Source organism: Ensifer sp. EB106-03-01-XG145 (assembly GCF_058792075.1).
Genome location: NZ_JBYTEC010000012.1, coordinates 63,472 through 89,047 on the forward strand (window position 1 = coordinate 63,472; position 25,576 = coordinate 89,047).

At 63.6% G+C, this 25,576-nt stretch carries 19 protein-coding genes; 10 read left to right on the plus strand and 9 right to left on the minus strand.

All coding sequences use genetic code 11. The features are described 5' to 3' along the window. The gene (locus AC3WWH_RS24585; RefSeq protein WP_057253527.1) at window positions 1-465 is read left to right on the plus strand and encodes a chemotaxis protein CheW; all 465 of its coding nucleotides are present in this window, start codon (window positions 1-3) and stop codon (window positions 463-465) included. A 240-nt stretch (window positions 466-705) separates the two neighbouring features. Then, window positions 706-1,008 carry a hypothetical protein gene (locus AC3WWH_RS24590; RefSeq protein WP_082640703.1) on the plus strand — a complete coding sequence of 101 codons (303 nt, stop codon included), beginning with the start codon at window positions 706-708 and terminating at the stop codon, window positions 1,006-1,008. A 144-nt stretch (window positions 1,009-1,152) separates the two neighbouring features. Here AC3WWH_RS24590 and AC3WWH_RS24595 read toward each other — a convergent pair whose 3' ends face one another. Together AC3WWH_RS24595 and AC3WWH_RS24600 are read right to left on the minus strand one after the other, a co-directional pair. After that, a complete protein-coding gene (locus AC3WWH_RS24595) occupies window positions 1,153-1,650 on the minus strand; it encodes a CreA family protein (RefSeq protein ID WP_058321262.1) in 498 nt (165 codons plus the stop codon). Between the two features lie 165 nt (window positions 1,651-1,815). After that, window positions 1,816-3,060 carry a GGDEF domain-containing protein gene (locus AC3WWH_RS24600; protein WP_063891442.1) on the minus strand — a complete coding sequence of 415 codons (1,245 nt, stop codon included), beginning with the start codon at window positions 3,058-3,060 and terminating at the stop codon, window positions 1,816-1,818. A gap of 403 nt (window positions 3,061-3,463) precedes the next feature. Between AC3WWH_RS24600 and AC3WWH_RS24605 the strand changes: the two genes are divergently transcribed. The 3 genes from AC3WWH_RS24605 (at window position 3,464) to AC3WWH_RS24615 (ending at window position 5,462) form a co-directional block, all read left to right on the plus strand. Continuing rightward, window positions 3,464-4,132 carry a phosphoribosyltransferase gene (locus AC3WWH_RS24605; protein ID WP_057253533.1) on the plus strand — a complete coding sequence of 223 codons (669 nt, stop codon included), beginning with the start codon at window positions 3,464-3,466 and terminating at the stop codon, window positions 4,130-4,132. A gap of 164 nt (window positions 4,133-4,296) precedes the next feature. Further along, window positions 4,297-4,935, plus strand: coding sequence for a cysteine hydrolase family protein (locus AC3WWH_RS24610; protein ID WP_058321263.1), 639 nt, complete (start codon window positions 4,297-4,299; stop codon window positions 4,933-4,935). Window positions 4,936-5,000: 65 nt separating this feature from the next. Then, complete coding sequence (locus AC3WWH_RS24615) at window positions 5,001-5,462, plus strand: GNAT family N-acetyltransferase (RefSeq protein WP_058321264.1); 462 nt, start codon at window positions 5,001-5,003, stop codon at window positions 5,460-5,462. An 84-nt stretch (window positions 5,463-5,546) separates the two neighbouring features. Here the strand turns inward: AC3WWH_RS24615 and AC3WWH_RS24620 are convergent, their stop codons facing one another. The 4 genes from AC3WWH_RS24620 to AC3WWH_RS24635 all read right to left on the minus strand — a co-directional run bounded on the left by AC3WWH_RS24620 (window position 5,547) and on the right by AC3WWH_RS24635 (window position 10,895). Beyond that, entirely contained in the window at window positions 5,547-6,797 is a 1,251-nt protein-coding gene (locus AC3WWH_RS24620; RefSeq protein WP_058321265.1) for an adenylate/guanylate cyclase domain-containing protein, read from the minus strand. A 156-nt stretch (window positions 6,798-6,953) separates the two neighbouring features. Further along, on the minus strand, window positions 6,954-9,419 hold the full coding sequence (locus tag AC3WWH_RS24625) for an ATP-dependent helicase (RefSeq protein ID WP_058321266.1): 2,466 nt from the start codon (window positions 9,417-9,419) through the stop codon (window positions 6,954-6,956). A gap of 188 nt (window positions 9,420-9,607) precedes the next feature. After that, the gene (locus AC3WWH_RS24630) at window positions 9,608-10,015 is read right to left on the minus strand and encodes a carboxymuconolactone decarboxylase family protein (RefSeq protein ID WP_058321267.1); all 408 of its coding nucleotides are present in this window, start codon (window positions 10,013-10,015) and stop codon (window positions 9,608-9,610) included. 58 nt (window positions 10,016-10,073) lie between these two features. After that, entirely contained in the window at window positions 10,074-10,895 is an 822-nt protein-coding gene (locus AC3WWH_RS24635; protein ID WP_058321268.1) for a cyclase family protein, read from the minus strand. Window positions 10,896-11,213: 318 nt separating this feature from the next. Between AC3WWH_RS24635 and AC3WWH_RS24640 the strand changes: the two genes are divergently transcribed. Both AC3WWH_RS24640 and AC3WWH_RS24645 read left to right on the plus strand, forming a co-directional pair. Next, complete coding sequence (locus tag AC3WWH_RS24640) at window positions 11,214-12,398, plus strand: efflux RND transporter periplasmic adaptor subunit (RefSeq protein WP_113398936.1); 1,185 nt, start codon at window positions 11,214-11,216, stop codon at window positions 12,396-12,398. After that, window positions 12,395-15,532 carry an efflux RND transporter permease subunit gene (locus AC3WWH_RS24645; RefSeq protein WP_058321270.1) on the plus strand — a complete coding sequence of 1,046 codons (3,138 nt, stop codon included), beginning with the start codon at window positions 12,395-12,397 and terminating at the stop codon, window positions 15,530-15,532. The genes AC3WWH_RS24640 and AC3WWH_RS24645 overlap by 4 nt, the downstream gene beginning before the upstream one ends. Before the next feature lie 26 nt (window positions 15,533-15,558). On the opposite strand, the gene AC3WWH_RS24650 is transcribed toward AC3WWH_RS24645, so the two are convergent. Further along, the gene (locus AC3WWH_RS24650) at window positions 15,559-15,993 is read right to left on the minus strand and encodes an anthrone oxygenase family protein (RefSeq protein WP_057253547.1); all 435 of its coding nucleotides are present in this window, start codon (window positions 15,991-15,993) and stop codon (window positions 15,559-15,561) included. Between the two features lie 324 nt (window positions 15,994-16,317). On the opposite strand from AC3WWH_RS24650, the gene AC3WWH_RS24655 reads away from it, so the two are divergent. Both AC3WWH_RS24655 and AC3WWH_RS24660 read left to right on the plus strand, forming a co-directional pair. Next, on the plus strand, window positions 16,318-17,724 hold the full coding sequence (locus tag AC3WWH_RS24655) for an FAD-binding oxidoreductase (RefSeq protein ID WP_058321271.1): 1,407 nt from the start codon (window positions 16,318-16,320) through the stop codon (window positions 17,722-17,724). Between the two features lie 242 nt (window positions 17,725-17,966). Then, window positions 17,967-21,704, plus strand: a complete 3,738-nt coding sequence (locus AC3WWH_RS24660) for an AsmA family protein (RefSeq protein WP_245299071.1) — start codon at window positions 17,967-17,969, stop codon at window positions 21,702-21,704. 223 nt (window positions 21,705-21,927) lie between these two features. On the opposite strand, the gene AC3WWH_RS24665 is transcribed toward AC3WWH_RS24660, so the two are convergent. After that, on the minus strand, window positions 21,928-22,542 hold the full coding sequence (locus AC3WWH_RS24665) for a cation efflux transmembrane domain-containing protein (RefSeq protein ID WP_058321272.1): 615 nt from the start codon (window positions 22,540-22,542) through the stop codon (window positions 21,928-21,930). A gap of 550 nt (window positions 22,543-23,092) precedes the next feature. Between AC3WWH_RS24665 and AC3WWH_RS24670 the strand changes: the two genes are divergently transcribed. Then, the gene (locus AC3WWH_RS24670; RefSeq protein ID WP_057253554.1) at window positions 23,093-24,427 is read left to right on the plus strand and encodes a TadE/TadG family type IV pilus assembly protein; all 1,335 of its coding nucleotides are present in this window, start codon (window positions 23,093-23,095) and stop codon (window positions 24,425-24,427) included. 114 nt (window positions 24,428-24,541) lie between these two features. On the opposite strand, the gene AC3WWH_RS24675 is transcribed toward AC3WWH_RS24670, so the two are convergent. Further along, complete coding sequence (locus AC3WWH_RS24675) at window positions 24,542-25,330, minus strand: hypothetical protein (protein ID WP_057253556.1); 789 nt, start codon at window positions 25,328-25,330, stop codon at window positions 24,542-24,544. Window positions 25,331-25,576: the final 246 nt, after the last annotated feature.

Sequence of the window (25,576 nt, forward strand, 5' to 3'; positions counted from 1 at the left end):
ATGACCAACGCACTCAAGCAGTCCGGTGCCTATCTCGAAATCGTGTCGTTCCATCTCGGCGACCAGGAATTCTGCATCGATATCATGGCGATCCGCGAAATCCGCGGCTGGGCGCCGGTGACGCCGATGCCGCACACGCCGCCTTACGTGCTCGGCCTCATCAACCTGCGCGGCGCGGTGATCCCGGTCATCGACATGGCCGCCCGCCTCGGCATGAAAATGACGGAGCCGTCGGAACGCTCGGCGATCATCGTCACCGACATCGCCGGCAAGCTCGTCGGCCTGCTGGTCGAGCAGGTCTCCGACATGATGACGATCAAGAGCGAAGCCCTGCAGCCGGCGCCTGAGATCATTCCGGAAGCGCAGCGCGCCTTCTGCCGCGGCATCGTCGCTCTGGAAAAGACGATGGTCTGCTTCCTCAACCTCGACACGGTCATTGCCGACGAGCTGGCCCAGGCCGCCTGAGTTCGACACCTGGCAGAATTGACGGGCACCCCGGCGGGATCTCCGCTGGGGTGTTTTTCGTTTCGGCAGGTAGTGGATCGCGCCGGTCAAATTAAACTTCGGCAATGATCTTCACGCTTGGGCGATGCCATTGTGACAAATCGTCATGTGGCGAGCTGGAATACTTGTACTAACTTACCGTTGTTGCTGAGTGCCCGAACGGAGGCCGGGTGCTCGGTCCCGACAACAGGAGTTGGACTCATGACAATCTCTGTAAGGAAACTTGTAGCCGCGCTCTCCGTAACGATGTTGATGGCTGGCCCGGCTCTGGCTGATAGCTACTATCAGGGCATCGACGCCAACAATCCTCCCGGAACGCGGAACACGCAAAAGGCCATGCCGCTGATGAGGCGGCCCTCTGCCACGGTTGACACGATGTCGACGGGCAGCATCAACAGAACCTCCACACCGACCCCCGTCTATCGCGATCGTCAGCCTTTCGGCGGCTATCAGGGCGGTGACGGCGAATATTATCAGGGCATCGTCCCGCCGAACTCCTACTAGAGCAGCGGAAGTGGAATGGGGTGCTCCCAGACACTTCGCCCTGTTCCGCCCTGATGAGGTTTCGCGAGCGCCCGTGAAGGGGCGGGCGCTTCGCACTCTTGAGACGGATATCCTTGCAGGCTGACGCAGGCGGCAGGGGAGCGCTTACTGCGGCTTTCCGTTCTGCCAGGTCACCGTCTGGCCGTAGAGCGGAATGGTGGAGATCGACATCTTGGCCGAGCCGTCGGTCAATTCACGCGAATGCGCGAGATAGATCAGCGTATCGTTCTTCCGGTCGTAAATCCTTGTGACCAGCAGGTTCTTCCAGACAAGCGAAAGCCCTGAGCGAAACACTTCCTCGCCTTCCTTCGATAGCTCGATGTCGCCGATTTCGATCGGGCCGGTCTGCCGGCAGGCGATCGAGTTGTTCGACGGGTCCTCGAACCAGTTGCCGTTCTTCAGCCTGTCGATGACGCTGCGGTCGAAATAGGTGACGTGGCAGGTGACGCCCTTGATCTTCGGGTCGGTGACGGCATCGATCATGATATCGTTTCCGAGCCAGTCGACGCCGACCTCGCCGACCGTTTCGGCGCGGGCGGGCGGGGCGGTCACCGTAACGGCGGCGAGACCGGCAACGAAGAGAGCGTGAACAGCACGCAACATGGATGTCCTCCTGCAGCGACGCGCGTCACTGAGACGCGTGAGCGGTCGCCGTAGCGTTTCGAATGGCTGCATGTTTCGTCCGCGAACCGGTTGCGGTCCAAGGAGACATGCATTGGCCAAGCTCACATAGGTTCGGGAAGCGGCATTACAAGCCGCGGGGGTCAGTCAGCCGGTATCGCGCAGCAGCCGCGGCTCGAAGCTTCGGCTATCGGCGGCACGCATCTGTGCGGCTGCGGCCGCCAGCGCCCGCGCGCTCGCGTCCGGCTGGAAGCGGCCGGCAATCGTGCAGCGGTCGCGCCCGTCGGCCTTGGCATCGTAGAGCGCCATGTCGGCGCGGATCATGATGTCACTGATCGTGTCGCCCGGCACAGCCTCGGCAAGACCGATGCTCACCGTCAGCCGGATCGGCCGATCGAAGCGGCCGATCGGCGTGTCGCGCACCACGCGGCCGATCTCCTCGGCAAGCGTAAAAGCGGCATCTTCCGTGCAATTGGGCAGGACAATGCCGAACTCTTCGCCGCCGATGCGCCCCAGCGTGCCGCGGCTGGTGAGACAGGTGGCGACGGTGCCGGCAAAATGGCCGAGGGCGGCATCGCCGACCGCATGGCCATAGCGATCGTTGATCTGCTTGAAATAATCGAGATCGAGCAGCAGGAAGGATACCGGCTGTTGCCGCGCGAGACTGGTGGTGAGGGCGCGCTGGCCGAGATCGAGCAGGGCACGCCGTGACAGAGCGCCAGTCAACTCGTCGCGGGCGATCGTGGTCTTGAGCTCGGTGATTACCCGGTTCTGGATCATCAGGATCACGCCCAGGAACAGTGCAGGCAGGTAGAAGTAACGCATGACGGCGCAGGCGAAATCCCAGCTGACGGGTGCAGGCGAAACCGATGCGGTCGCGTGGGCGGCGGGCGAAAACACGGTGACCGCGAGCAGCGTCGAGCAGCCGGTTGCCACGCAGGCGATGACGCAGAGCCGCTCTATCGGCCCGGGCGCCTGGCGCCGGTGCTGCGAACAGACGGCGATGATCAGCACGAAGGCGGCGGCGAGGCCGATGACGGAGAGCGCATGCAAGGTGGTGCTCATGGCACCGAATGCGGCGATCAACAGCGCGACGAACGCCATCGACGCGGCCGCGACGAGGGACGTCGAGGTGCGTCTCTGAACGCCGAGTGCGTGGTGAAAGCCGCAGAGCACGAGCAGGCAGGCGCCGGCCAGGAACACGAAGCCGATCAGGGACAGAGGCTGCAGCGTCGGAAACGCGGAGAGCATCATGAACAGGGTCGCGGCACTGGCCACCGCACAGGCCGCGGCGAAGTCCGTGCCGCCCTCGATCATCGAGGCCCGCAGCGAAATCAGGACCGGGAGCATCGCCAGGAGTGCGATGATCGATATGGCAGGGAGAAAGCTCATTTCGAAACGGCCTGTCGTGCTAAAGTCAACAAAGGCGGCTTGCGTCTCAGCCAGATATGCAAGGCCAATTGGTAGCGAGGGCGCCTTAACGAAACCCGGTGGAATCCGTTGCAATTTTACCGATTGGTCGGGATTGGCACGGTTGTTCACATGCGCACCCCGGCAACCGATAGATGGTGGATTGTCCCGGCCTTCAGGCGCGCCAGGATAAGAGATCCGTGGATGTCCTTTGGCCGATGCCAGGACCGCGCGAGACGACCTGGAAACCGGGCCTGACAGCAAACGCCGGACGCGGGGGAACCCGAGCGGGTTTTCCTCATTTCGCGTCTGCGGGCCAAGTTCCTCCTCGTCCACTGGACGGGGATCCGACCCGCGGCGGCGGTGGAAACCTGGGAGAGATGAGGTGTTTACGGGAACATGGCTCTTCGAAGACAGGGCGGATGCCGGACGGCAGCTCGCTGAGACGATCGCGGGCGAGACGCTGATCGATCCGTTGCTGGTGGCGCTGCCGCGCGGTGGCGTGCCGGTTGCCTATGAGATCGCGGTTCGCATCGGCGCGCCGCTCGACATCTTGATCGTCCGCAAGATCGGCGCGCCGGGGCACGCGGAATTCGGGCTCGGCGCGCTGGTCGACGGCGAGGAGCCTGAACTGGTTCTCAACCGCCAGGCGATCCGGCTAGTGCGTCCGGCAAAGGGCTATCTGGAGGCGGAAACCCAACGCCAGCATGCCGAAATCCTGCGGCGCCGTACCCTTTACTTCGGCGATCGCACGCCGGTCTCACCCAGGGATCGTGACGTGATCCTCGTCGACGACGGAATTGCCACCGGCGGGACCGTGCGCGCGGCGATCAGGGCGTTGCGGCGGGCAAGCCCACGCCGCCTGATCCTTGCGGTTCCGGTGGCGCCGAAAAGCGAAATCGCCGAGCTGCGCAGCTCCGTCGACCTCGTCATCTGCCTCGCCACCCCCTTTGCCTTCCGCGCCGTCGGCCTGCACTACCGCGACTTCGAGCAGACGAGCGATGAGGAAGTGATCGCGTTGATGAAGAAGGCACGGCGGGAAGACGAGAGTTGAATGCGTCGACGCTGGCGCCTCGGTTGCCGTGAACGCCGAAACCCGTCCGAATAGTTGCATGAAGCGCGCTCACCCGTATTGCAACGGCAGGCCTCACGCGCCACATTCCCGGCGCGTGATGTTGGCGGAGTGGGCGCCGGAGGAGGCGACCCCGAGGAGAGATTATGGCCGCGAAGCTGGAAATTGGAAAGACGCTCGAGGATTTCTGTCGTCCGGAGCGCATGGCGCTGGTCGTCTACGACATGCAGGTGGGTATCACCAGGCAGATGAAGAATGGCGCCGAGATTACCGGCCAGGTGCTGAAGGTGCTGGATGCAGCGCGGGCAGGCGGCTTTCCGGTGATCTTCCTTCGGCACCTCTCAATGCCGAAGCCGCTGATGGGCGGCTTCCAGACGCGCCAGGCGATGGCGTGGCAGCGGACGGACGATCCGGATGCGGTGCATCCCTGGTTCCTGCGCGGCACGCCGGGCTTCGAGCTCGTGTCGGAGCTTCAGCCCCGCGAGGACGAGGCGATCCTCGACAAGATCACGTTCTCCGCCTTCGAGGGCACGCCGCTTGCCATGATCCTGCGTGATCTCGGGCTCACCTCCTTTGCGATTTGCGGCATCGCCACCGAAATCGGCATCGACCCGACCGTGCGCCACGCCACCGACCTTGGTCTCGTGCCGGTGGTGGTGCGCGACGCTTGCGGTGCAGGGCATCATGAGGCCGGCGAACGCTCGATGGAAAACATCGTCTTCATGGGCGATGCGATCATGACCGACGTTCAGGCGATCACGGCGGCGATGACCAAGGGGCGATGACCAGAGGGTAGGGCGGCAGTGCCGCTGCCGCCGCCTGTTCTATTCAACCCACTACGGAACCTGCAATGACCGAAAACCTCCGCATCCGCCCGATAACCAGAGCTGACTATGAGCAATGGCTGCCGCTCTGGGATGGCTACAACGCCTTTTACGGCCGATCCGGCGAAACCGCGCTCGACCCCGCGATCACTGCCATGACCTGGTCGCGCTTCTTCGACGCCTATGAGCCTGTTCATGCGCTGGTGGCGGAGAGCGACGGACGGCTGATCGGGCTCACCCATTACCTCTTTCACCGCAGCACGACGGCGATCCAGCCGAATTGTTATCTGCAGGACCTCTTCACCAACACGCAGGCACGCGGAAAGGGCGTCGGGCGGGCACTGATCGAGGGCGTCTACGAGGCGGCGCGGGCGGCCGGCTCGCCACGGGTCTATTGGCAGACGCACGAGACCAACGAGACGGCGATGGCGCTCTACGACAAGGTGGCGGAGAAGTCGGGATTTATCGTCTATCGCAAGATGGTTTGAGGCGCTTACGGCGCGTCGCGATCTTTTCGCACGACGTTATCGCAAAACTGCTGCGCACGGCGCGGCAAAGCGGTGTGCGGCACCTCACATATCCGCCTTTGCGAGGTTGCCGACTTCGTTTGTACCGGCGCTCGGCAACTGCATGGTCCAGATTTCGGTCAAGCCGAAGCCCTTGATGTCTTCATGGCCCGAGCATTCGAATTGGAAGTGCTCGTTCAGGCGCCGCCTGATCTCCGCGGTCGTCGTGATGCAGCCGGGCTTGCCGATCGCTTCCAGACGCGCGGCGAGGTTCACCGGCGCCCCCCAGACGTCGTAGGCGTATTTCGTTCGCCCAAGCACGCCGGCCGTCACCGATCCCGACGCCATGCCGGCGCGAAGCCTCAGCACGACATCGTAGCGTTCGCCGATCTCGCGGGCAGCGGCGATGGCGCCGAAGCCGAACGCGGCGGCCGCCTTCTCGGGGGCGGGGTGTCGGGCGGGCACGCCGGCCACCGCAAGATAGGCATCGCCAATGGTCTTGATCTTCTCAACACCGACCGCCGCCGCCAGCCGATCGAATTCGCTGAAGAGTTCGTTGAGCAGGCTCACGGTCCTTTCCGGTCCCAGGCTGTTTGACAGGCTCACGAACTGGACGATGTCGGTCAGGACCACGGTCGCGTGCTCGAATTCGTTGATGATCGTTTCCCGCTCATTCCTCAGCAGGCGCGCCACGATCTCGTCCGGCATGATCGACGCCATGAGGCGGGCCAGCCGCCCTTGTGCTTCTCTCGCCAAGTGGAAGGCATAGTAGATCGTGGCGAAGCACATGAGGGTGAGGGTGACGATCGACGAGGAATAGATGAGCTGCAGGAAGCCGCTGGCGTCATAGACGCCTGACCGCGCCTCCGGGAACGCGATGGATGCCGCGATGACCGTGATCGTGGCCGTGGCGCTCAAGACCGCCACCAGGGCGACGTTCTGGAACCCAAGGATCGCGAAGGCGACCGGCGTTGCGCCGAGCAGCGTCAAAAGCACGCCGGAGTCTCTGCCGACATAGGAGGCGATCCACACGAGGATCACGACGCAGATCCCGAATTCCCAAAGCCCTGATGCCACGCGCCCGAACCGATGAAAGAGGGGCGTCAGCGCGGCGGCCGCCGCCAGAGCGAGATTGGCATAGACGAGCGGGACCAGACTTGGTTCGCCGTGGAGTGCGTAGATGAGAGCAAAGCCCGTGGTGGTGACGACGATCACGCACGCCGCGACATTCGCAACGAGAATGCCTTCGCGGTCATCCTCGGCAGCATTTGAAGCGCCTACCTCCAGCAGGCCGCGAACAGCGCTCGTCCAGGACATGTCTCCATCCACTTCGCGTCGAGGGAGATCGGTACAAGGTTTCGTTCAAACGCGAGAATTGTGCCTGCAATTATTAGTACACTTCGCCGGTCGACGCCATGAGATCGCCGGTTGCGCGGTCACCGGGGAATGCACGCAAGGAGGGCTCTGACCTCCTCACACCTTCTCGACAAACCCATCCAGCACGCGCTTCTGGCCGGCGCGGTCGAAGTCGATGGTGAGCTTGTTGCCTTCGATCGCGGTGATGTTGCCGTTGCCGAACTTCATGTGGAAGACGCGGTCGCCGACCGAGAAGCGCGAGGGTTCCGTGGCAGTCGATTTTGCCACCAGCTCGCCGTCGATGGTGCGGCCGCGCGGACCGCTTTCGCCGTAGCCGATGCGCTCGACGGCGTGGCCGGAGCGGGTGCCCCAGTTGTCGCGGGTGGCGTCCGAGCGGTGCTGCTGGGCGCGCTTCCAGCCGGGGGTGGAGTAGGTGTTCTGGAAGGGATCGGCCTTGTCGAAGCGTGACTGGCCGTAACCGCCGCGGCCATAGCCGCCATAGGATTGCTCGCTCTCGGCCACGTCGACATGGGCGAGCGGCAGCTCTTCGAGGAAGCGCGAGGGCAGCGTCGATTGCCAAAGGCCGTGGATGCGACGGTTGGAGACGAACCAAATGTGGCAGCGGTGCTTGGCACGGGTGATGCCCACATAGGCAAGGCGCCGTTCTTCTTCCAGGCCGGAGCGGCCGCCTTCGTCGAGCGCGCGCTGGTGCGGGAAGAGACCTTCCTCCCAGCCGGGCAGGAAAACGGTGTCGAACTCCAGCCCCTTGGCCGAGTGCAGCGTCATGATCGACACGGCGTCGAGGTTTTCGTTCTGCTCGGCATCCATGACGAGGGCGACGTGTTCGAGGAAGCCGCGCAGGCTCTCGAAGGCTTCCATCGAGCGGATGAGTTCCTTGAGGTTTTCCAGCCGTCCGGGGGCCTCGGCCGACTTGTCGTTCTGCCACATGGCGGTATAGCCGCTCTCGTCGAGGATCTGCTCGGCAAGCTCGGTGTGCACGGTGGTTTCCAGCAGGCTCTGCCAGCGGCGGAAATCGGTGACGACGTCGAAGAGGGCTTTCCGCGCCCTCGGCTTCAACTCGTCGGTCTCGATGATGTCACTGGCGGCAGCCAGCATCGGGATATCGCGAGCGCGGGCATAGTCGTGCAGGGTGCGCACGGTGGTGTCACCGAGGCCACGCTTCGGCGTGTTGACGATGCGCTCGAAGGCGAGGTCGTCGGCCGGCTGGCAGACGAGGCGGAAATAGGCCATCGCATCGCGGATTTCGAGGCGCTCGTAGAAGCGCGGGCCGCCGATGACGCGGTAGTTGAGGCCAAGCGTGACGAAGCGGTCTTCGAACTCGCGCATCTGGAACGATGCGCGCACCAGGATCGCCATGTCGTTGAGCTTGTGGCTCTTGCGCTGCAGCTGTTCGATTTCCTCGCCGACGGCGCGGGCCTCCTCTTCGGAATCCCAGGCGGCGTGCACCTGCACCTTCTCATCATCCGGATCGGTGCGGTCGGTAAAGAGCGTCTTGCCGAGACGGCCCTCATTGTGGGCGATCAGGTGGCCGGCGGCACCGAGGATGTGCTCGGTCGAGCGATAGTTGCGCTCGAGCTTGATGACCTTGGCGCCCGGGAAATCCTTCTCGAAGCGCAGGATGTTGTCCACTTCCGCGCCGCGCCAACCATAGATCGACTGGTCGTCGTCGCCGACGCAGCAGACATTCTGCGGAACGCCCTTCGGCCGCTGGGCCAAGAGCCGCAGCCACATGTACTGCGCCGTGTTGGTATCCTGGTACTCGTCGACGAGGATGTAGCGGAACTTGTCGTGATAATCCTTCAGCACGTCCGCATGGTTACGGAAGATGCGGATCGGGTGCAGGAGCAGGTCGCCGAAGTCGCAAGCGTTCAGCGTCAAGAGCCGGTTCTGATAGGCGGCGTAGAGTTCGCGGCCCTTGCCATTGGCAAAGGCGCGGGCGTCGCCCTCGGGGATCTGGGCGGGATCGAGGCCCTTGTTCTTCCAGCCGTCGATCATGCCGGCGAACTGCTTGGCCGGCCAGCGCTTGTCGTCGATGCCTTCGGCCTGGATGAGCTGCTTGATCAGCCGAACCACGTCGTCGGTGTCGAGAATGGTGAAATCGGAGCGCAGGCCGACGAGCTCGGCATGGCGACGCAGCAGCTTGACGCCGATCGAGTGGAAGGTGCCGAGCCAGGGCATGCCTTCGACCGCATGGCCGACGAGCACGCCGATGCGCTCCTTCATCTCGCGCGCCGCCTTGTTGGTGAAGGTCACCGCGAGGATCTGCGAAGGGAAGGCGCGGTTGGTGGAAAGGATGTGGGCGATGCGGGTCGTCAGCACGCGGGTCTTGCCGGTGCCGGCACCGGCAAGCACGAGCACGGGACCGTCAAGCGTTTCGACCGCCTCGGCCTGTTCCGGGTTGAGGCCGGAGAGATAATCCGGGCGCGGCTGGGCGCGATCGCGCGCAGCCATGGCGCGCGCGGCAATACCGCCGGCGGCGGGGATACCTCCGGGGGCTGGCGGCTGCTTGCGCGGCGCCGGCTCCTCGTCGAAGAAAGGAATGTCGTCGAAACCACTCATCATGCGGCTCAATGTAGTGATTCGGTGGGGAAAGGCCAGAAAGGATGTTCTTCTTTTATTCCGTTTTCTGCGCCAGCCGCACCAAGCCTGTGGAAAGACAGGCGATTTCGAGACCGCTTATTCTTGTTCGCACGTTTTGATTTGTCGCATGTCGTATCGCAAAACCGCTGCGCACTTTTGCGCGGCATGCTTTATCCCGACGTCTTATCAAAGACGGTATCAACCGGGACCTGCAGCGCTGTGGCAAGCTGGTTGGTGCGGGCGGCGAGCGAGATCACCCGCAAGAGGTCCGCGTGCTCGGCATCGCTCAGGCCCTTCGCCCTTGCCGCGGCCGTATGGGAATGGGCGCAGTAGCCGCAGCCATTGGTGACGGACACGGCGATATAGAGCATCTCCTTCACCAGCGGATCGAGCGCAGAAGGCGTTGCCATCACCGCCTTGACGTCGCCCCAGGTCTGCTCCAGCAGGCCCGGGTCGAAGGCGAGCCACAGCCACATATTGTTGATGAAATCGGATTTGCGCGTGGCGCGGATATCGTCGAACACGGCTTTGACGCGCGGGTCGGCTTCCGGGTTCTTCGGCGGCGTAACGGTGCTCATGGGCTCTCCTGCATGGTGCTGCCGGCGGCCCTGCGCCGCCGGATTTGAAGAGTATGGATCAAGCAAGGGCGAAGACGCGCGCCGGGCCACCGGTGCCGCCGCGATGCTTCGGCGCGCCGAGAATGAGCGTCGCGCCTTTGGCCGGCAGCTTGTCGAGATTGGCGGCGGCCTCCAGCCCCCAGCGGCCCGCGGGCAGCCAGGCATAATGGGTGGCGAAATCCGGTGAGGGGCCATGGTCGAGCGAAAGTGTGTCGACGGCAATGCCGGCGGCCTTGCTCTCTTCGAGCAGGTATTTCGCCGCTTCGACATGGAAGCCGGGGAAGTGCAGTTTGCCGCCGCCATCGGCATTGCGGAACTTTTCCGTGCCCATATGCGCGGCCCAGCCCGAAAGCATGGCGACGCAGGCGTTTTCCGGGATCTCGCCATTGGCGGCGACCCAGGCCTTGAGGTCGTCGGGCGTCACCTGCGCATCGGCGTCGGCCGCGGCTTTTTCGCGTATGTCGACGATCACGAGCGGCACGACGAGTTTTTCCACCGGCAGCTCGGAGACCGACAGGCCATCGGCGGAGAAGTGCAGGGGCGCATCGACATGGGTGCCGGTGTGTTCGTTTATGCGCAGTTCGAACAGATTGAACTTTTCTTTGGCGTAGCTGAACTTTTGCTCGCGGAAGAACTGCTGCTGGCCGAAGAAGGTCGGGAAATCCTCGTGCAGTTCGTGGGTCAAGTCCGTGACGCTACTATGTCCCTGAGCCAATGCCGGGGGTGCTGCACCGACGCTCGCGGCGGCGAGGCTGGCGGTTCCAACTGCAGCGGCTTTGAAGAAGCTGCGGCGCGACAGCATGCGCGCCTTCACCGTTTCCATCACACAGGCATCGCACATCGTTCTTGCTCTCCTTCAAGAAACTTGAAAACCAGACGGCGAAACCGCTCGAAAAAGCGGCCGGCGGTTGCAGGATAGCGCGACCGACGCCGCTGTAAATGCCGGCCTATGCAGCAAAGTGCGGTTCACGCTGAAAGCTGCGCTGGAATTGCTCTGCACGTCATCATGCCGCCACCAAATTCGCTTTTATTACAATTGCGTAATGATGGCATTCCGTCATTGCCCCGACGCGCGCGAACGGGGATACTCCGCCCAATCGGAACGAACCGCCGGCCGCGCCGCGCTGGGGCGTGTTTTATGCTTAATCTGGAGACTTGAATGCGGGTTTGGAAACAGCTTGCGGTGAGCGCCGCTGTGCTTCTCGTGGGCGCAACCGTCTGGCTGCGGTTCGTACCCGGCGCAGGTGAGACGCTCGCCGCCATCGGCGTTTCGCACCCGCTGATCGATGCCCTGTCCAAGCCCGGCGCCGGTAGCGGTGAGGGTGGCGAGCGCGGCAATGGCCGCGGCCAGGGCGGCAACAATGCCATCCTCGTCATGGTTCGTCCTTCGGCGACCGCTGTCGTCAACGACCGGCTGAACGCGATCGGCAACGGCGAAGCGATCCACTCCGTCACCGTGACGCCGACGGCCACCGGCAACCTCACCGAAATTCTTGTCCGCTCCGGCGAAAAGGTGGCCCAGGGCCAGGTGATCGCCAAGCTTGACAGCGACGATCAGAAGATCGCCGCCGACCAGGCGCGGCTGAACCGCGACAGCGCCCGCGAAAAGGTCGAGCGCTACCGCAATCTCAGCAACGCACGCGCTATGACCGCCGTCGAAGTGCGCGACGCCGAAATCGCCATGCAGACAGCGGAGCTGGCGCTGAAGACCGCCGAACTCGACCTCAAGCGCCGCGATATCGTCGCGCCGTCCAAGGGTGTCGTCGGCATCATCACCGTCAATGTCGGTGACTATGTCACGACCACGACGCCGATCGCCGTTGTCGACGACCGCTCGGAAATCCTCGTCGATTTCTGGGTGCCGGAGCGCTTCGCCAACAAGATCACCGTCGGCCAGCCGGTCACGGCTTTCGCGATCGCCCAGCCGGGCAGCCAGCTCGATGGCGCGATCCACGCGATCGACAACCGCCTCGACCAGGCAAGCCGCACGCTGCGTGTGCGCGCACGGCTCGAGAACCCTGACGACATGCTGAGGGCTGGCATGTCCTTCTCCGTTACCGTCGCGTTTGACGGCGACACCTATCCGACGGTCGATCCGCTGGCGATCCAGTGGAGCTCGGAAGGCTCCTACATCTGGCGCGTTGCCGGCGATAAGAGCGAAAAGGTGCCGGTGAAGATCATCCAGCGCAATCCGGACAAGGTGCTTGTCGACGCGGCCCTTAACGAAGGCGACGAGATCGTGACCGAAGGCGTGCAGCGCCTGCGCGACGGCGGCGAAGTGCGCATCGCCGGTCGCGAGCGCAAGCAAGAACCTGCGCAGAAGGTCGCGGAGGAAACCAAGTGAGCGGCGGCGAAGCGCACAGCAAGACGTCCGCCCGCGAGCGCGGCAAGACCGGCTTTACCGCACTCTTCATCCGCCGGCCGATTTTCGCGCTGGTGGTCAACACGCTGATCGTCGTTGCCGGTCTTGCCGCCTGGAACGGCATCGAGATCCGCGAGCTGCCGCAGGTCGACCAGCCAGTCATCTCGGTGACCACCACGCTCGATGGCGCCGCCCCCGAGACGATGGACCGCGAGGTGACCTCGGTGGTCGAGGGCGCCGTTTCGCGCGTGCAGGGCATCCGCGACATCTCGTCGACCTCGTCCTTCGGCCGCAGCCGCGTGACGCTGCAATTCTCCGACACGACCGATATCGGCCAGGCCTCGAACGACATTCGCGATGCGCTCGGCCGGGTGCGCAACCAGTTGCCCGACAATGTCGACGAGCCGAGCATCGTCAAAGCCGACGCCGACAGCCAGCCGATCATGCGGCTGGCGCTCACCTCCGACACGATGTCGATGGAAGACATGACGCTGCTCGTCGAAAACGAGATCAGCGACCGGCTGGCTGCCGTCGAAGGCGTCGCCGACGTTGCCGTCTATGGCGACCAGGAGAAGATCTTCCGCATCGACCTCGACCAGGCGAAGCTCGCCGGGCGCGGGGTGACGGTGGCCAACCTCCGCACCGCGCTCGCCAACGCCTCCTATGACGTGCCGGCCGGCAAGCTGACCAGCGCCAGCCAGGACATCTCGGTGCGCGCCACGGCCGACCTGCAGACGCCGGAGCAGTTTGAAAACCTGATCCTCGTCAACAATGTGCGCCTGCGTGACGTGGCCACCGTGACGCTCGGTCCCGATACCGGCACGACGGCGCTGCGCTCCAACGGCCGCCAGGGCATCGGTCTCGGCATCGTCCGCCAGGCGCAGTCCAACACCGTCGATATTTCCGAGGGCGTGCGCAAGGTCGTCGATACGATCCAGGCGCAGATCCTGCCCGAGGGCACGCAGCTCAGGATCACCAGCGACGATGCCGTCTTCATCAACGGCGCCATCCACGAGGTGGAGATCGCGCTGATCGTCGCGGTCTTCATCGTGACGCTGGTCATCTACATGTTCCTGCTCGACTGGCGGGCGACCCTGATCCCGACGATCAGCATGCCGATCGCGCTGATCGGCACGGTGGCAGCGATCTATCTCGCCGGCTTTTCGATCAACATCCTGACGCTGCTTGCGATCGTGCTTGCGACCGGGCTCGTCGTCGACGATGCCATCGTGGTGCTCGAAAACATCGTGCGGCGGCGCGCCGAAGGGCTCGGTCCACGGGCGGCCGCCGTGCACGGCACGCTCGAAGTGTTCTTCGCGGTGCTTGCAACGACGGCGACGCTTGCCGCCGTCTTCGTGCCGCTGTCGTTCCTGCCGGGGCAGACCGGCGGTCTGTTCCGCGAGTTCGGCTTCGTGCTCGCCTTCTCGATCCTGCTTTCCTCCTTCGTGTCGCTGACGCTCTGCCCGATGCTGGCCTCGCGCATGCTGACGAAGGAGCAGCATACGGTGCCGGGGCCGATGGCGCGGTTCGGCGCGCGGGCGGCCGGTTTTTATCGGGTGACACTTCGCGCCTGCCTCAACTCGCCGCTGATCGTCTTCGCCGTTGCCGCTTTCTTCACGGTGATGGGGGCCGCCGGCTTCCTGACGCTGAAATCGGAGCTGACGCCGAGCGAGGACCGCTCGCAGGTGATGATGCGCATCAACGCGCCGCAGGGCGTCTCGCTCGATTATGCCCAGGCGCAGATGCGCCGCATCGAGGACGGGCTGCAGCCGCTGGTCAAATCCGGCGAGATCGACAACATCTTCTCGATCTCGGGGCAGGGCGGCTCGGTCAACAGCGGCTTCATGGTGCTGACGCTCGCTTCCTGGGAGAAGCGCGACCGCAGCCAGCAGGAGATCGTCGCCGAGATCAACAGGGTGACGGCGCGCATTCCATCGGTCCGCGTCTTTGCGATGCAGCCCAACAGTCTCGGCATTCGCGGCGCCGGCAGCGGCCTGCAGGTGGCGCTTGTCGGCAACGACTACAACAAGCTCGGCGATGCGGCGGCGAAGCTGGTGCGCCAGATGGAAGACACCGGCCGCTTCGAGAACGTCCGGCTCAACTACGAGGCCAACCAGGCGCAGCTTTCGATCACCATCGACCGCGAGCGCGCCTCCGACATGGGTGTCGATATTGGCGGCCTTGCCTGGGCGCTGCAGGCGATGCTCGACGGCAACAGCGTCGTCGATGTCTATGTCGACGGCGAAACCTACCCGGTGAAGCTGCTCTCCTCCACCAATCCGGTCAACGACCCGACCGATCTGCAGAACATCTTCCTGAAGGCCGGCGACGGCAAGATCGTGCCGATGTCGACCATCGCCAGCGTCGAGGAGATGGCGGTGGCGCCGCAGCTCTCGCGGGAATCGCAGCTTCGCGCCGTCTCGCTCTCCGCGGGCCTCAAGTCGGACCTTGCGCTTGGCGAAGCGCTGACCATGGTCGAGCAGATGGCCGAGCCGCTGCTGCCGCCGGGTTCGCGCATCATGCCGCTCGCCGAAGCCGCGACGCTCAACGAAAACGCCAATGGCCTCTTCGTCACCTTCGGCTTTGCGCTCGTCATCATCTTCCTGGTGCTGGCCGCCCAGTTCGAAAGCTTCGTCAGCGGGCTCATCATCATGTCGACGGTGCCGCTCGGCCTTGCCTGCGCGGTCTTCGCGATGATCATGACCGGCAATACGCTCAACATCTACAGCCAGATCGGTCTGGTCATGCTCGTCGGCATCATGGCGAAGAACGGCATCCTGATCGTCGAATTCGCCAACCAGTTGCGCGATCGCGGCCAGGACGTGCGCTCGGCGATCGAGAACGCGGCCAATATCCGCCTGCGCCCTGTGATGATGACGATGATCGCCACCATCGTCGGCGCGGTGCCGCTGGTGCTGGCAAGCGGCGCGGGTGCGGAAGCACGCATCGCGCTCGGCTGGGTGCTGGTCGGCGGTCTCGGGCTGGCGGTGATCGTCACGCTCTACCTGACGCCGGTCGCCTACCTCGTCATTGCCCGCTTCACCAAGCCGCATGCGGACGAGGAGCGCAAGCTGCACGAAGAGATGGATGCAGCGGCGGCGCTGGAGGCGCATTGAGCCGGTAACTGGCGGACATTCCTACGCTACATTTCGAGCCAGGCGGCAATGAGAAAGATCGTTGCCGCCAGCCCGCCGAGTGCGGTTCGCCCGGCATGGAGCCTGCCCCAGCGCTTGAGCAGGCTGCGGCTTTCCTCACCGGTCTCCTCCGGCCGCGTTGCCTCCAGCTTGCGATTGACCGGCATGACGAAGAGCAGCGTATAGGGCCAGTTCAGGATGATGATGGCGGCACCCATGCCCCAGAGCACATGGCCAGTCCTTCCCCAGGCGGCAGCGCCGAGCAGGCCCGAGATGAGGGCGAGCGTCGCCTGCATTTCGAAAGCGCGGCGGTAGGAAGGAACCCACTGCGCCAGTGCGGCGCGATCGTCGAGATGGAGCCTTGCCGGCTGTTCGGCCAGATTGATGTAGATGGCGGCGCCGAAAAAGATCGACGCGGTGAGCAAAGCGGTGAGACCCAGCATTGCCTCTCTCCCTTCACGCCAACATGATAATCCAATGCCCGCAATTGAGTAGGTGTTTTCTGCGGCTTTTGCCCTCATACGTGGCATTGCCGAAAGGATCTTCAGTGGTTCGCCCGCCGTCAGATGACGCATCGAGATGGCGCGACGCAGCCTCTTGTGACAGTCCGGTCTCACGTCAGGCGTTTTCCTGCGCTACGTTCCCCAAGAAGTGCGCGAGCGTCTGGACAAAGTGATTCCGATTTGCACAGTAGCGCCTTGAAATGACTGCGCTTCCCGGGCATCTGCAAAGGGGATGCCGCAGATGCAAGAGGAAGGACGTTTTCCGTGGCATTGAAGGCGATCAGAGCTGGCGTGAGAAACGAGGCCGGCATCACGGCGGCGAAGGAAGAATTGGGCATCCGCTTCGGCGACCGGTTCCAGACGGGCGAGGCGATCCGCGCCCAGCACGCCCACACCACCACCTACATTCCGGCGCAGCTTCCCGATGCGGTGGTGTTTGCCGAAAGCGCCGAAGACGTTCGTGAGATCGTTCAGATCGCGGCCCGGCACAAGGTGCCGCTGATCCCCTTCGGCACCGGCTCTTCGCTCGAGGGCCATATCAATGCGCCGAATGGCGGCATCTCGGTCGATCTTCAGCGTATGAACAAGGTGCTGGAGGTTAATGCCGAGGATCTCGACTGCCGGGTGGAGCCTGGCATTACCCGCGAAGAGCTCAACACCTATCTGCGCGACACCGGTCTCTTCTTCCCGATCGACCCCGGTGCCAATGCCTCGATCGGCGGAATGGCCTCGACGCGGGCTTCGGGCACCAATGCGGTGCGCTACGGCACGATGAAGGACAATGTGCTGGCGCTGACGGTGGTGACGGCTGACGGGCGCGAGATCCGCACCGCTCACCGGGCGCGCAAGTCTTCGGCCGGCTACGATCTGACGCGGCTTTTCGTCGGCGCGGAAGGCACGCTCGGCATCATCACCTCGATCACGCTGAGGCTGCAGGGCATCCCGGAGGTCATTTCCGGCGGCGTCTGCCCGTTCCCGACGATCGAAGACGCCTGCAACGCGGTGATCCTCACCATCCAGTCGGGCATTCCGGTGGCGCGCATCGAGCTTCTCGATGCGCTGCAGATGAAGGCCTGCAATGGCTATTCCGGCCTTTCCTATGCCGAAACGCCGACGCTCTTCGTCGAGTTTCACGGCAGCGCCGAGAGTGTCGAACTGCAATCGCGCCAGTTTGGCGAAATCGCTTCGGAGTTCGGTTCCTCGGGCTTCCAGTGGACGACCAATCCGGAAGAGCGGGCGCGGCTCTGGAAGGCGCGGCACAATGCCTATTGGGCGCAGAAAAGCCTGATCCCGGGTGCGGCGATCCTGTCGACCGACGTCTGCGTGCCAATCTCGCGGCTGGCGGATTGCGTCGTGGCGACCCAGGAGGACAGCGCCGCCCATGGGCTGACGGCGCCGATCGTCGGCCATGCCGGCGACGGGAACTTCCATGTCGGCCTGCTGTTCGACGACAAGGACGCAGCCGACGTGGCGCGCGCCGAGGCTTTTGTCGAGCGGCTGAACGCCCGGGCGCTCGCAATGGATGGCACCTGTACCGGCGAACACGGCATCGGCCAGGGAAAGATGCCGTTTCTGGAAGCTGAGCTTGGTGATGCGCTGGACCTGATGCGGCAGGTCAAGCGTTCGCTCGATCCGGACAACATCTTCAACCCAGGCAAGATCTTCGCCTGAGGCGGAACCCGCGCAAGGGCGTCAGGTTTTGGCCCAATTTTTCGGGCAATGCGCCGGCGCCAAAGTGTGGTACTGCATAGTTCCGAAGTCGGAATCGACCCTGACCGAATTATGCGGCAAATCAGAGCGTCAGGGCGCGAGCCTCTGGCGGTCAAGCGATGTGCGGCGCGCAATGCGCCGATGAATTGAATGGGAATGTAGGCACGGTGCTTTCGCGAATTCTGCTTGCCGTCGGTGGACTTGTGGTCGTGGCGCTTTTCGCGGCGCTGATCGCTCCGTGGTTCATTGACTGGACGGATTTTCGCAAGGAGTTCGAGCGCGAGGCGAGCCGCATCATGGGCAAGCCGGTCGTCGTACATGGCAGCGTCGATGCGCGGCTGATCCCGTTCCCGACCGTGACGCTGAACGACGTGCGCGTCGGCGCCAGCGAAGACGGTGAGCCACTGATCCGGGTGGCGCAGTTTTCCATGAGCGCGGAACTGGCGCCTTTCTTAAGCGGCGAGGCGCTGATCTTCGACATGCGGCTCGACCGGCCGAAGGCCAAGGTAAGGTTGTTGCCGGATGGTACGCTCGACTGGGCCCGCGGTCGCCGCACCTCGATCCCGGCCAAGACGGTCGTGCTCGAAAACGTCGAGATCACCAATGGCCAGATCGAATTTGTCGACGAGCAGACCGGCCGAACCCGTCGCGTGAGCGGGCTTGCCGCCGATGTTTCCGCCCGCTCGCTTACCGGTCCCTGGAAAGTGGAGGGGCGTGCGGCGCTCGATGGCGAAGCCGGCAGCTTCTCCTTTACCAGCAACGAGGTGGACGCAGCGGGGGCGCTCAGCCTCAAGGCAAGGGTGACGCCCGACAAGCGCCCCTTCGGCGTCGAGACCGATGGCGCGCTGAAGATCGTCGATTTCAAGCCGGTTTACAGCGGCCGCTTCACCCTGACGGAAAACCGGAAGGGCGAGGAGAAGGATGACGCGCGGGCGCCGTTGCGCATCAACGGTGATTTCCAGCTTACCAACGAAAGCATCCGCGTTCCGGATTATCGCTTCGAGGTCGGTTCGACGGACGACCCCTATGTGGTCACCGGCGAGGCGACGCTCGATACCGGCAAGGACCAGAAGTTCCTGCTGATCGCCGACGGCCAGCAGATCGACGTCAGCCGCATCGGTCCCAGCCGCAATGCCAAGACCGGCCGCGACCCGGCGATCTCCATGCGCCAGCGGCTGGAGGCGATGCTCGCTATTGCTGCCGAGATTCCCATTCCGCAGGTGCCGGGCCGGGCCAGCCTGAAGCTGCCGGCGATCGTCGTCGGCGACACGACGGTGCGCGACGTGCGCATCGACGTCCAGCCCGATGGCGCCGGCTGGGTGATCGACAATGTCGTGGCGCTCTTGCCGGGGCGCACGCAACTCGAAGCGAAGGGGCGGCTGAACCTTAAGGGACAGCGCAGCTTCCGCGGCGACCTGCTGCTCGCCTCCAACCAGCCCTCCGGTCTTGCGAACTGGCTGGCGGGCTCGGTCGACCCGGCGATCCGCAAGCTGAAGACCGCCGGCTTTTCGGCCAAGGTGAACCTGACCGATACGCTGCAGCAGTTCGAAAACCTCGAATTGGCCGCAGGTGAGGCAAGCCTCAAGGGTCGGCTCGAACGGCAGTCCTTCGCCGAGCAGCAGCCGAACCTCTCGCTACAGCTCAAGGGCAACCGCATCGATTTCGAGGCGCTTCAGGCGCTGACTGGACTGGTGGCGGGCGATGCTTCCACGCAGGCGCTGCTTCAGCATGCGATCGCCGCCGACCTCTCGGCCGACGAGTTCTCCGCCTTCGGTGAAGAAGCCAAGGACGTGCAGGCGGTGTTGACGCTGAAGAACGGCCAGCTCCAGGCCGAACGCTTGGCGATCGGCTCGCTCGCCGGCGCTCAGCTGGCTTTCTCCGGTCGGGCTAGCGGCGATCTGGAAAAGCCCGTCGTCTCGGCCAAGATGAAACTTGCCGCCAAGAACCTGACGCCATTCCTGGAAATGATCGGCCGGCACGCGGTCAACCATCCGGCGCTGCGACAGCTGATCAAGGCCGGGCCCTATTATAGCGACGCGGCTTTCGACGTGACGCTGACGGCCGGCAACAAGGAAGGCAATGCGCCGGCGACCTTTGGCATCTTCGGCACGGCGAACGGCACCAAGATTGCGGCCAGCTACCAGGCGCCGGATATGGTGCAGGCGCTGACCGGCAAGGCGATGCTGCTCGAAGCGACGCTTGAAAACCCTGAAACCCGCCTGCTTCTCGGGCAGACCGGTTTTGATCCCTTGCCCTTCGATGCGGACGCCAACGGCATCCTCTCGCTCAAGCTGCAAAGCACCGAAGGGTCGAAGGCCAACGGCACGGTGACCTTCACCACCGAGAAGTCGTCGCTGGCAGCCAAGGGCAATGTCGATCTTTCCCGCGACCACTTCCTCGAAGGCCAGGCAAAAGTCACGCTCCAGACCCAGGACGTCGAGCCCTATCTGCTGCTGCAGGGGGTCGCGCTGCCGCAGATGGGGAGCGGCCTGCCACTGACGATCTCGGCCGATGTCGCCGCAAGCCCGGAGGCGATCGCGCTGACGGCGGTCGAGGGCAAGGCAGACAACAACGCCTTTACCGGCACCTTGACCGTGGACCGCAAATCGCCGGGCGCCGCCGCCGGCCAGCTCACCGTCGATACGCTCGATCTTGCCTGGCTGGGCGAGGGCATCCTGGGCGCGGTCGAGGATGCGAACGGCGCGTTCTCGAAGAGCGCCCTGGCGCAGCCGGCCTGGACCGGCCTCAACGTCGCGCTCGACGTGCAGGCAGGAAAATTCTGGCCGGGCGTCTATGGCGCGATCACGAGCTTTGCCGGCAAGATGGAGTGGAAGGGCGACGAGCTTTCCCTGACCGATGCCACCGGCGACTGGCTGGGTGGCAAGCTTGCCGGGCGGGTGCAGGTCGGAAACGCCAACGGCTCCGGGTTCCTGCGCTCGCGCCTGGACGTCAAGGGCGGTGACCTGACCCAGGCGGGCTGGACCCACGCCGGCGCACCGGTGGCGACCGGGACATTCGATCTTTCCGTCGCGCTGGAAGCATCCGGCGCAACACCGGAGGCTATGGCCCATGCGGCAAGCGGTTCCGGCACCGCGACCTTCAACGGCATGACGCTGAACGGCATCAACAGTGCGGCTCTGCCGCAGTTGATTACTGCCGCCGATGGCCAAAAGAAGCAGATTTCGGCGGACAGCATCCGCAGCGCGGCGGAAGCGGCCGTGTTCTCCGGCCAATCGGTGGTCGGCGTCGTCAAGGCTCCCTTCAGCGTTGCTGGCGGCGTGCTGAGGGTGCAGAACGTTACGGCTGGCGATGGCAGTGCCGCCTTCATGGGCGCAGCTGCGCTTGACCTTGCGGCCGGCCGGATCGATGGCGGCATCGACCTGACCTTCCGGCCCGGCGAGGAAGCGCTTGCCGGTACCGAACCACGCGTGCGGATCGGCTATGCCGGCCTGCTGGAGGCGCCGGGCGTCAGCCTCGACGTGGCCGATCTGGCCAATTTCCTGTCGCTGCGCGCCTTCGAACGCGAGCGCCGCCGGGTCGAGATCCTGCAGGCGAACGTGCTGGAGAAGCAGCGGCTGCGCCGCGAAGTGGCGCTTTACAAGGCGAAGGTGGAAGGACGCGAACTCGAACGGCGACGTGCCATTGCCGACGAGCGCCGGCGTGCTGCCGGGGCTGCGGAAGCGGCCCGCGTCAAGGCTGAAGTGGAAGCGCGCGCCGAGGCCGAGCGCAAGGCCGAAGCGGAGCGCAGGGCCGAAGCCGAACGGCAGGCCGAAGCTGCGCGCCGGGCACAACAGGGGCCATCGCGCGTGCGCGGTGCCGGCCAGGAACAGCAGCCGATCCCGCCGCAGAGCGGCTCCGACGATGTCCAGGGCGGCAGCACCGGGCGGGCACCCGGCCAGAAGCTGGACTTCGACGTGCTGCCCGACGTCACGGTGCAATAACCAGCGCTCGAATCTGAAACGATAGGCCCGCCTCCTGAGGTGGTTTTCCGTGCGTTGCGCCCGTGCAGGTCCGGCGGGCCTTGCAGGCCTGTCGAGAGCCACAAGAGGCTCCAGATGAACTAAAACGCGTCGCGATCTTTCAGATTCGCTCCTTGCGCTTTAAGTTCTTGATATTTCGCATGTCGTTGTCGCAAAACCGCTGCGCACTTTTGCGCGACAGGCTTTAGACCGCGACGTCGTGTTCCTCGCGCGCAGCCTCCCAGACTTCCCGCGCCGCATCCAGGTTCATCAGTGCAATCCCCAGGCCAACGATCAAATCCGGCCAAGCTGATTGCCACAGGTAAGCTGTCGCCAGACCCGCGCCGATGATCGCGACATTGGCGAAAGCATCGTTGCGGGCAGACAGGAACGCAGCCCGTGTGAGGCTGCCGCTCGTATGACGGTAAGCGACAAGAAGGTACGCGCAGAACAGGTTGGTCAGGAGAGCGCCAAAGCCAGCCAGGGACAGGGCAAAGGGCTCAGGCGGGATTGGATCCATGAACTTCGCCCACGCCGTCCATAAAAAAGCCAGCGCAGGGACAAGCAGAATGAATGCCATTGCCATGCCGACCCGAGCGCGGCTCCGCGCCGTCCATGCCAGCGCAAAGAAAATCAGAAGGTTCACGGACGCATCTTCGAGGAAGTCAACGCTGTCGGCCAAGAGGGACACCGAGCCGATGGCCAGCGCAACGACGAATTCAACCGCAAAGTAGCCCAGGTTCAACAAGGCGACGAAGAACACGACGCGGCGGAGATTGTTATCCACTGGAAGGGTTCCTTCGCTGACGAGATTTACCATCGGCAATTTGACACACTTGCTGGCATCAGATTGCTATCCATAGCGTTGCGTTTCGACATATGTATCGTTCATGGAAAAATCAGCCCCGCTGCTCGCAATACGCCGGCTGCATTTTTTGGAGGCGCAACTATCGGCGCACTCGGTGGCTTGATCGGCCTTGGGGGCGCCGAATTCCGATTGCCGCTGTGCCCCATGCGGTCCTGCTGCCTGCGCTCGCCGTGATTATGGTGATCTCTGCCGTGAAGGTCTGGCGACATACCTAGGCAGACTTGCCACGTTTCTGCAGATGCGCTCGTCGCCGGATAGTGGCAATGCTCCATTTTCCGCTGGGGATTACCTCCGCGCAGTACCGATTTCGACAAAGTTTAACAATTTCTGAAGTCATTTCTCCACGATTGATAACTAAATTAGCAATCTGTTTTGGAGCGCAGGGAGGGGCGCGGCCAGCTGGCCGCATCTAGCTCCAACTCATTGGAATCGATGACGCCTTTTTGCTTTGGGGCCACCTGGCTCCGAAGTCGTCGTGATCTGCCGAGGGGGCAACAAACAGATGCCAAGCGATCTGAAGAACAAGCTCGTCCGCTTCCTTAAGGACGAAAACGGCAACTTTGCCGTCATGACTGCTCTGGTGATGCTACCGTTGTTCACGGGTGCTTCCATCGCCATCAATCTCGCCCGCATCAATCTCGAATCCGCCAAGATGCAGGCCGCGCTCGATGCGGCCGCCTTTTCCGCGGTCAAGTCCTATGGCGAAGGGGAGGATGAAGCCAAGGCGAAAGATCTGGCGAACACCACCTTCTTCGCCAATTTCGGTGTGCCGGAGATCGTCGACGAAATCGGATCGGGGAGTTCGACGCCGGTGGCGACCCAGGCGATCAAGGTTGTTTTCGGCGCTCTTGGCGTCGAAAGCACGGCGACGACCACCTATGCGCTCAAATACGCTCCGCTGTTCTGGGGCCTTCAACCCTATACGATCACTCGCGAAAGTGTCGCCGCGCGCATGCCGGGTAGGGAAGCGTGCATTCTGGCACTGCACCCGACCGCATCCCGGGCGTTCGAAGTGAGCGGCAGTGCCACTGTCGATACGTCGGGCTGTACAATCACGTCGGATTCGAGCGATGCGCAGTCGATCTATCTCAGCGGTTCGGCCACGCTGAAGGCCGAATGTCTTTATGCAACGGGCAAGGTCTCAGCGACGCTTGCCCATCTCGAACTCGCCTGCGGCAAGGCAGTGGAAGATGTTCCGCCAATCCCGGACCCCTTCTGGTCCAAGAAAATGCCGACGACGGGAAGCTGGGTGAACCTATCCGGATGTGGACAGAACTTCGTGGCCGGCGGTGGCGGCAATGGCGACTGCAACGGCACGAGCAAGACGCCGAACAACGCGCCTGCCGGCTATACCGTCGAACTGAAGCCCGGCACCTATGGCGGCTTGGAGATCAAGGGCAAGGTTCTTTTGCGGCCGGGCTCCTACATCATCGATGGAGGCACCTTGAAACTCGCCAGCCAGTCGGTGCTCACGGGTGAGGGCATCACCTTCTTCCTGCTGAACGGTGCCCAACTCGATATTCACGGCGGCGCGACCTTCAACGTCACGCCATTCCTGACGGGTGACTGGGCAGGCTTCTCGATCGTTGCCGCCAGGAACAATACGGCGACGGCGACGATCAACGGCAACAGCGCCTCGTCGCTTGCGGGCATCATCTACATGCCGGCCTCGCGTGAGATCCAGTATGCCGGCAATGGCTCCACTGGCGGCGAATGCGTGCGCATCGTCGCGCAGGAGATCACCATGATCGGCAACAGCAGCTTCAAGCTGGATTGCAAGGCGGCGCTTGCGAACAACACCATCAACAATCCGGGTGCAATTCGCCTGGTCAGATAGTCTGCGTGCGACGTCTGCTACGGCGGTCGGGAGACGCGCGGACAAACGTGACGGTTGGGTCACCACCTCTTAAACCCGGTTGCATGGCAACCGGGTTCTTTCCCATGCGAATGCTCAGAAGCGTATGGAAACGCCGAGGATCGGGCCCTGCTGCACCGTATCGAAGATGAAGCCGTCGTTGTCGTAATCGACGCCGACCGCACGATAGCCGGCGACAGCCGAGATGGTGTCGCTGAAGCGGTAGCCGAGGCCGAGCCCTACATCCCAATCGATATCGGCGCCGCCAGCACCGACGATCCCCCAGCCGGTCAGGTAGATTTCCGGCGTCATGTAGTAGGCTCCCCGCAAGCCCACCATGCCGTCGACCCAGGTTTCGCCGTCTTCACGGCTGACGCCGTCGAGCGGCCCGCCCTGGAAGGAGATGGTGGTATCGACCGACCAGACCTTGGCGCCGCCGACAACGTCAAGGTGCGATTGCTGATCCTCGAACACCGTATAGCCGACGGCGAAGAGGCCGGCGAAGGTTTCGGACTTCACGTCCACCGTGTCGGTGAAGATGCCACGCGCCTTACCGTCGCCGGAAAGCTTGGAATAGATCAAGTCGGAGAAGATGCTGAAGCGGTCCTTGCGGGCTTCAATTATGCCCATGGCCGCAAAATCCAGATTGTCCCAGATGTCGCCGAAGTCAGAGTCGATATGGACGGTGGGAAGACCGAATTGCGCCGTGTCGCCGGAAATGCCTGCGATCCAGAAATAGGGGGCGACGGTAAACTGCCAGCCGCTCTCGGTTTCTTCCACCGGCGCCGTCGGCGCCATCAGCGGCGTGATATCGGCCGCATTGGCCGAAAGGCAGGACACCAGGCTCAAGCAGGCCGTAAGGCCGATACGCGTAGAGATTCTCATGATACGCCTCCCGCAGTGGTGGCGACTCAGACTTGCCACCCTCGATACGCACATCTTTATATAAGTTGCTGCGAAAACAACCGAATTCGGCGGCGAACGGGAGCGGATGCGGGCAAAACCGGTGCTGCTGTTGCAAGGGCCACACAGTGGCGAACTGCATGTCTCCTTGAATCGACCTCGATTTAAGGACAAAGACATGCAGCAAATCAAAGTGCTACAGCGCTGCATGTTTTATGAGGAGCGCGG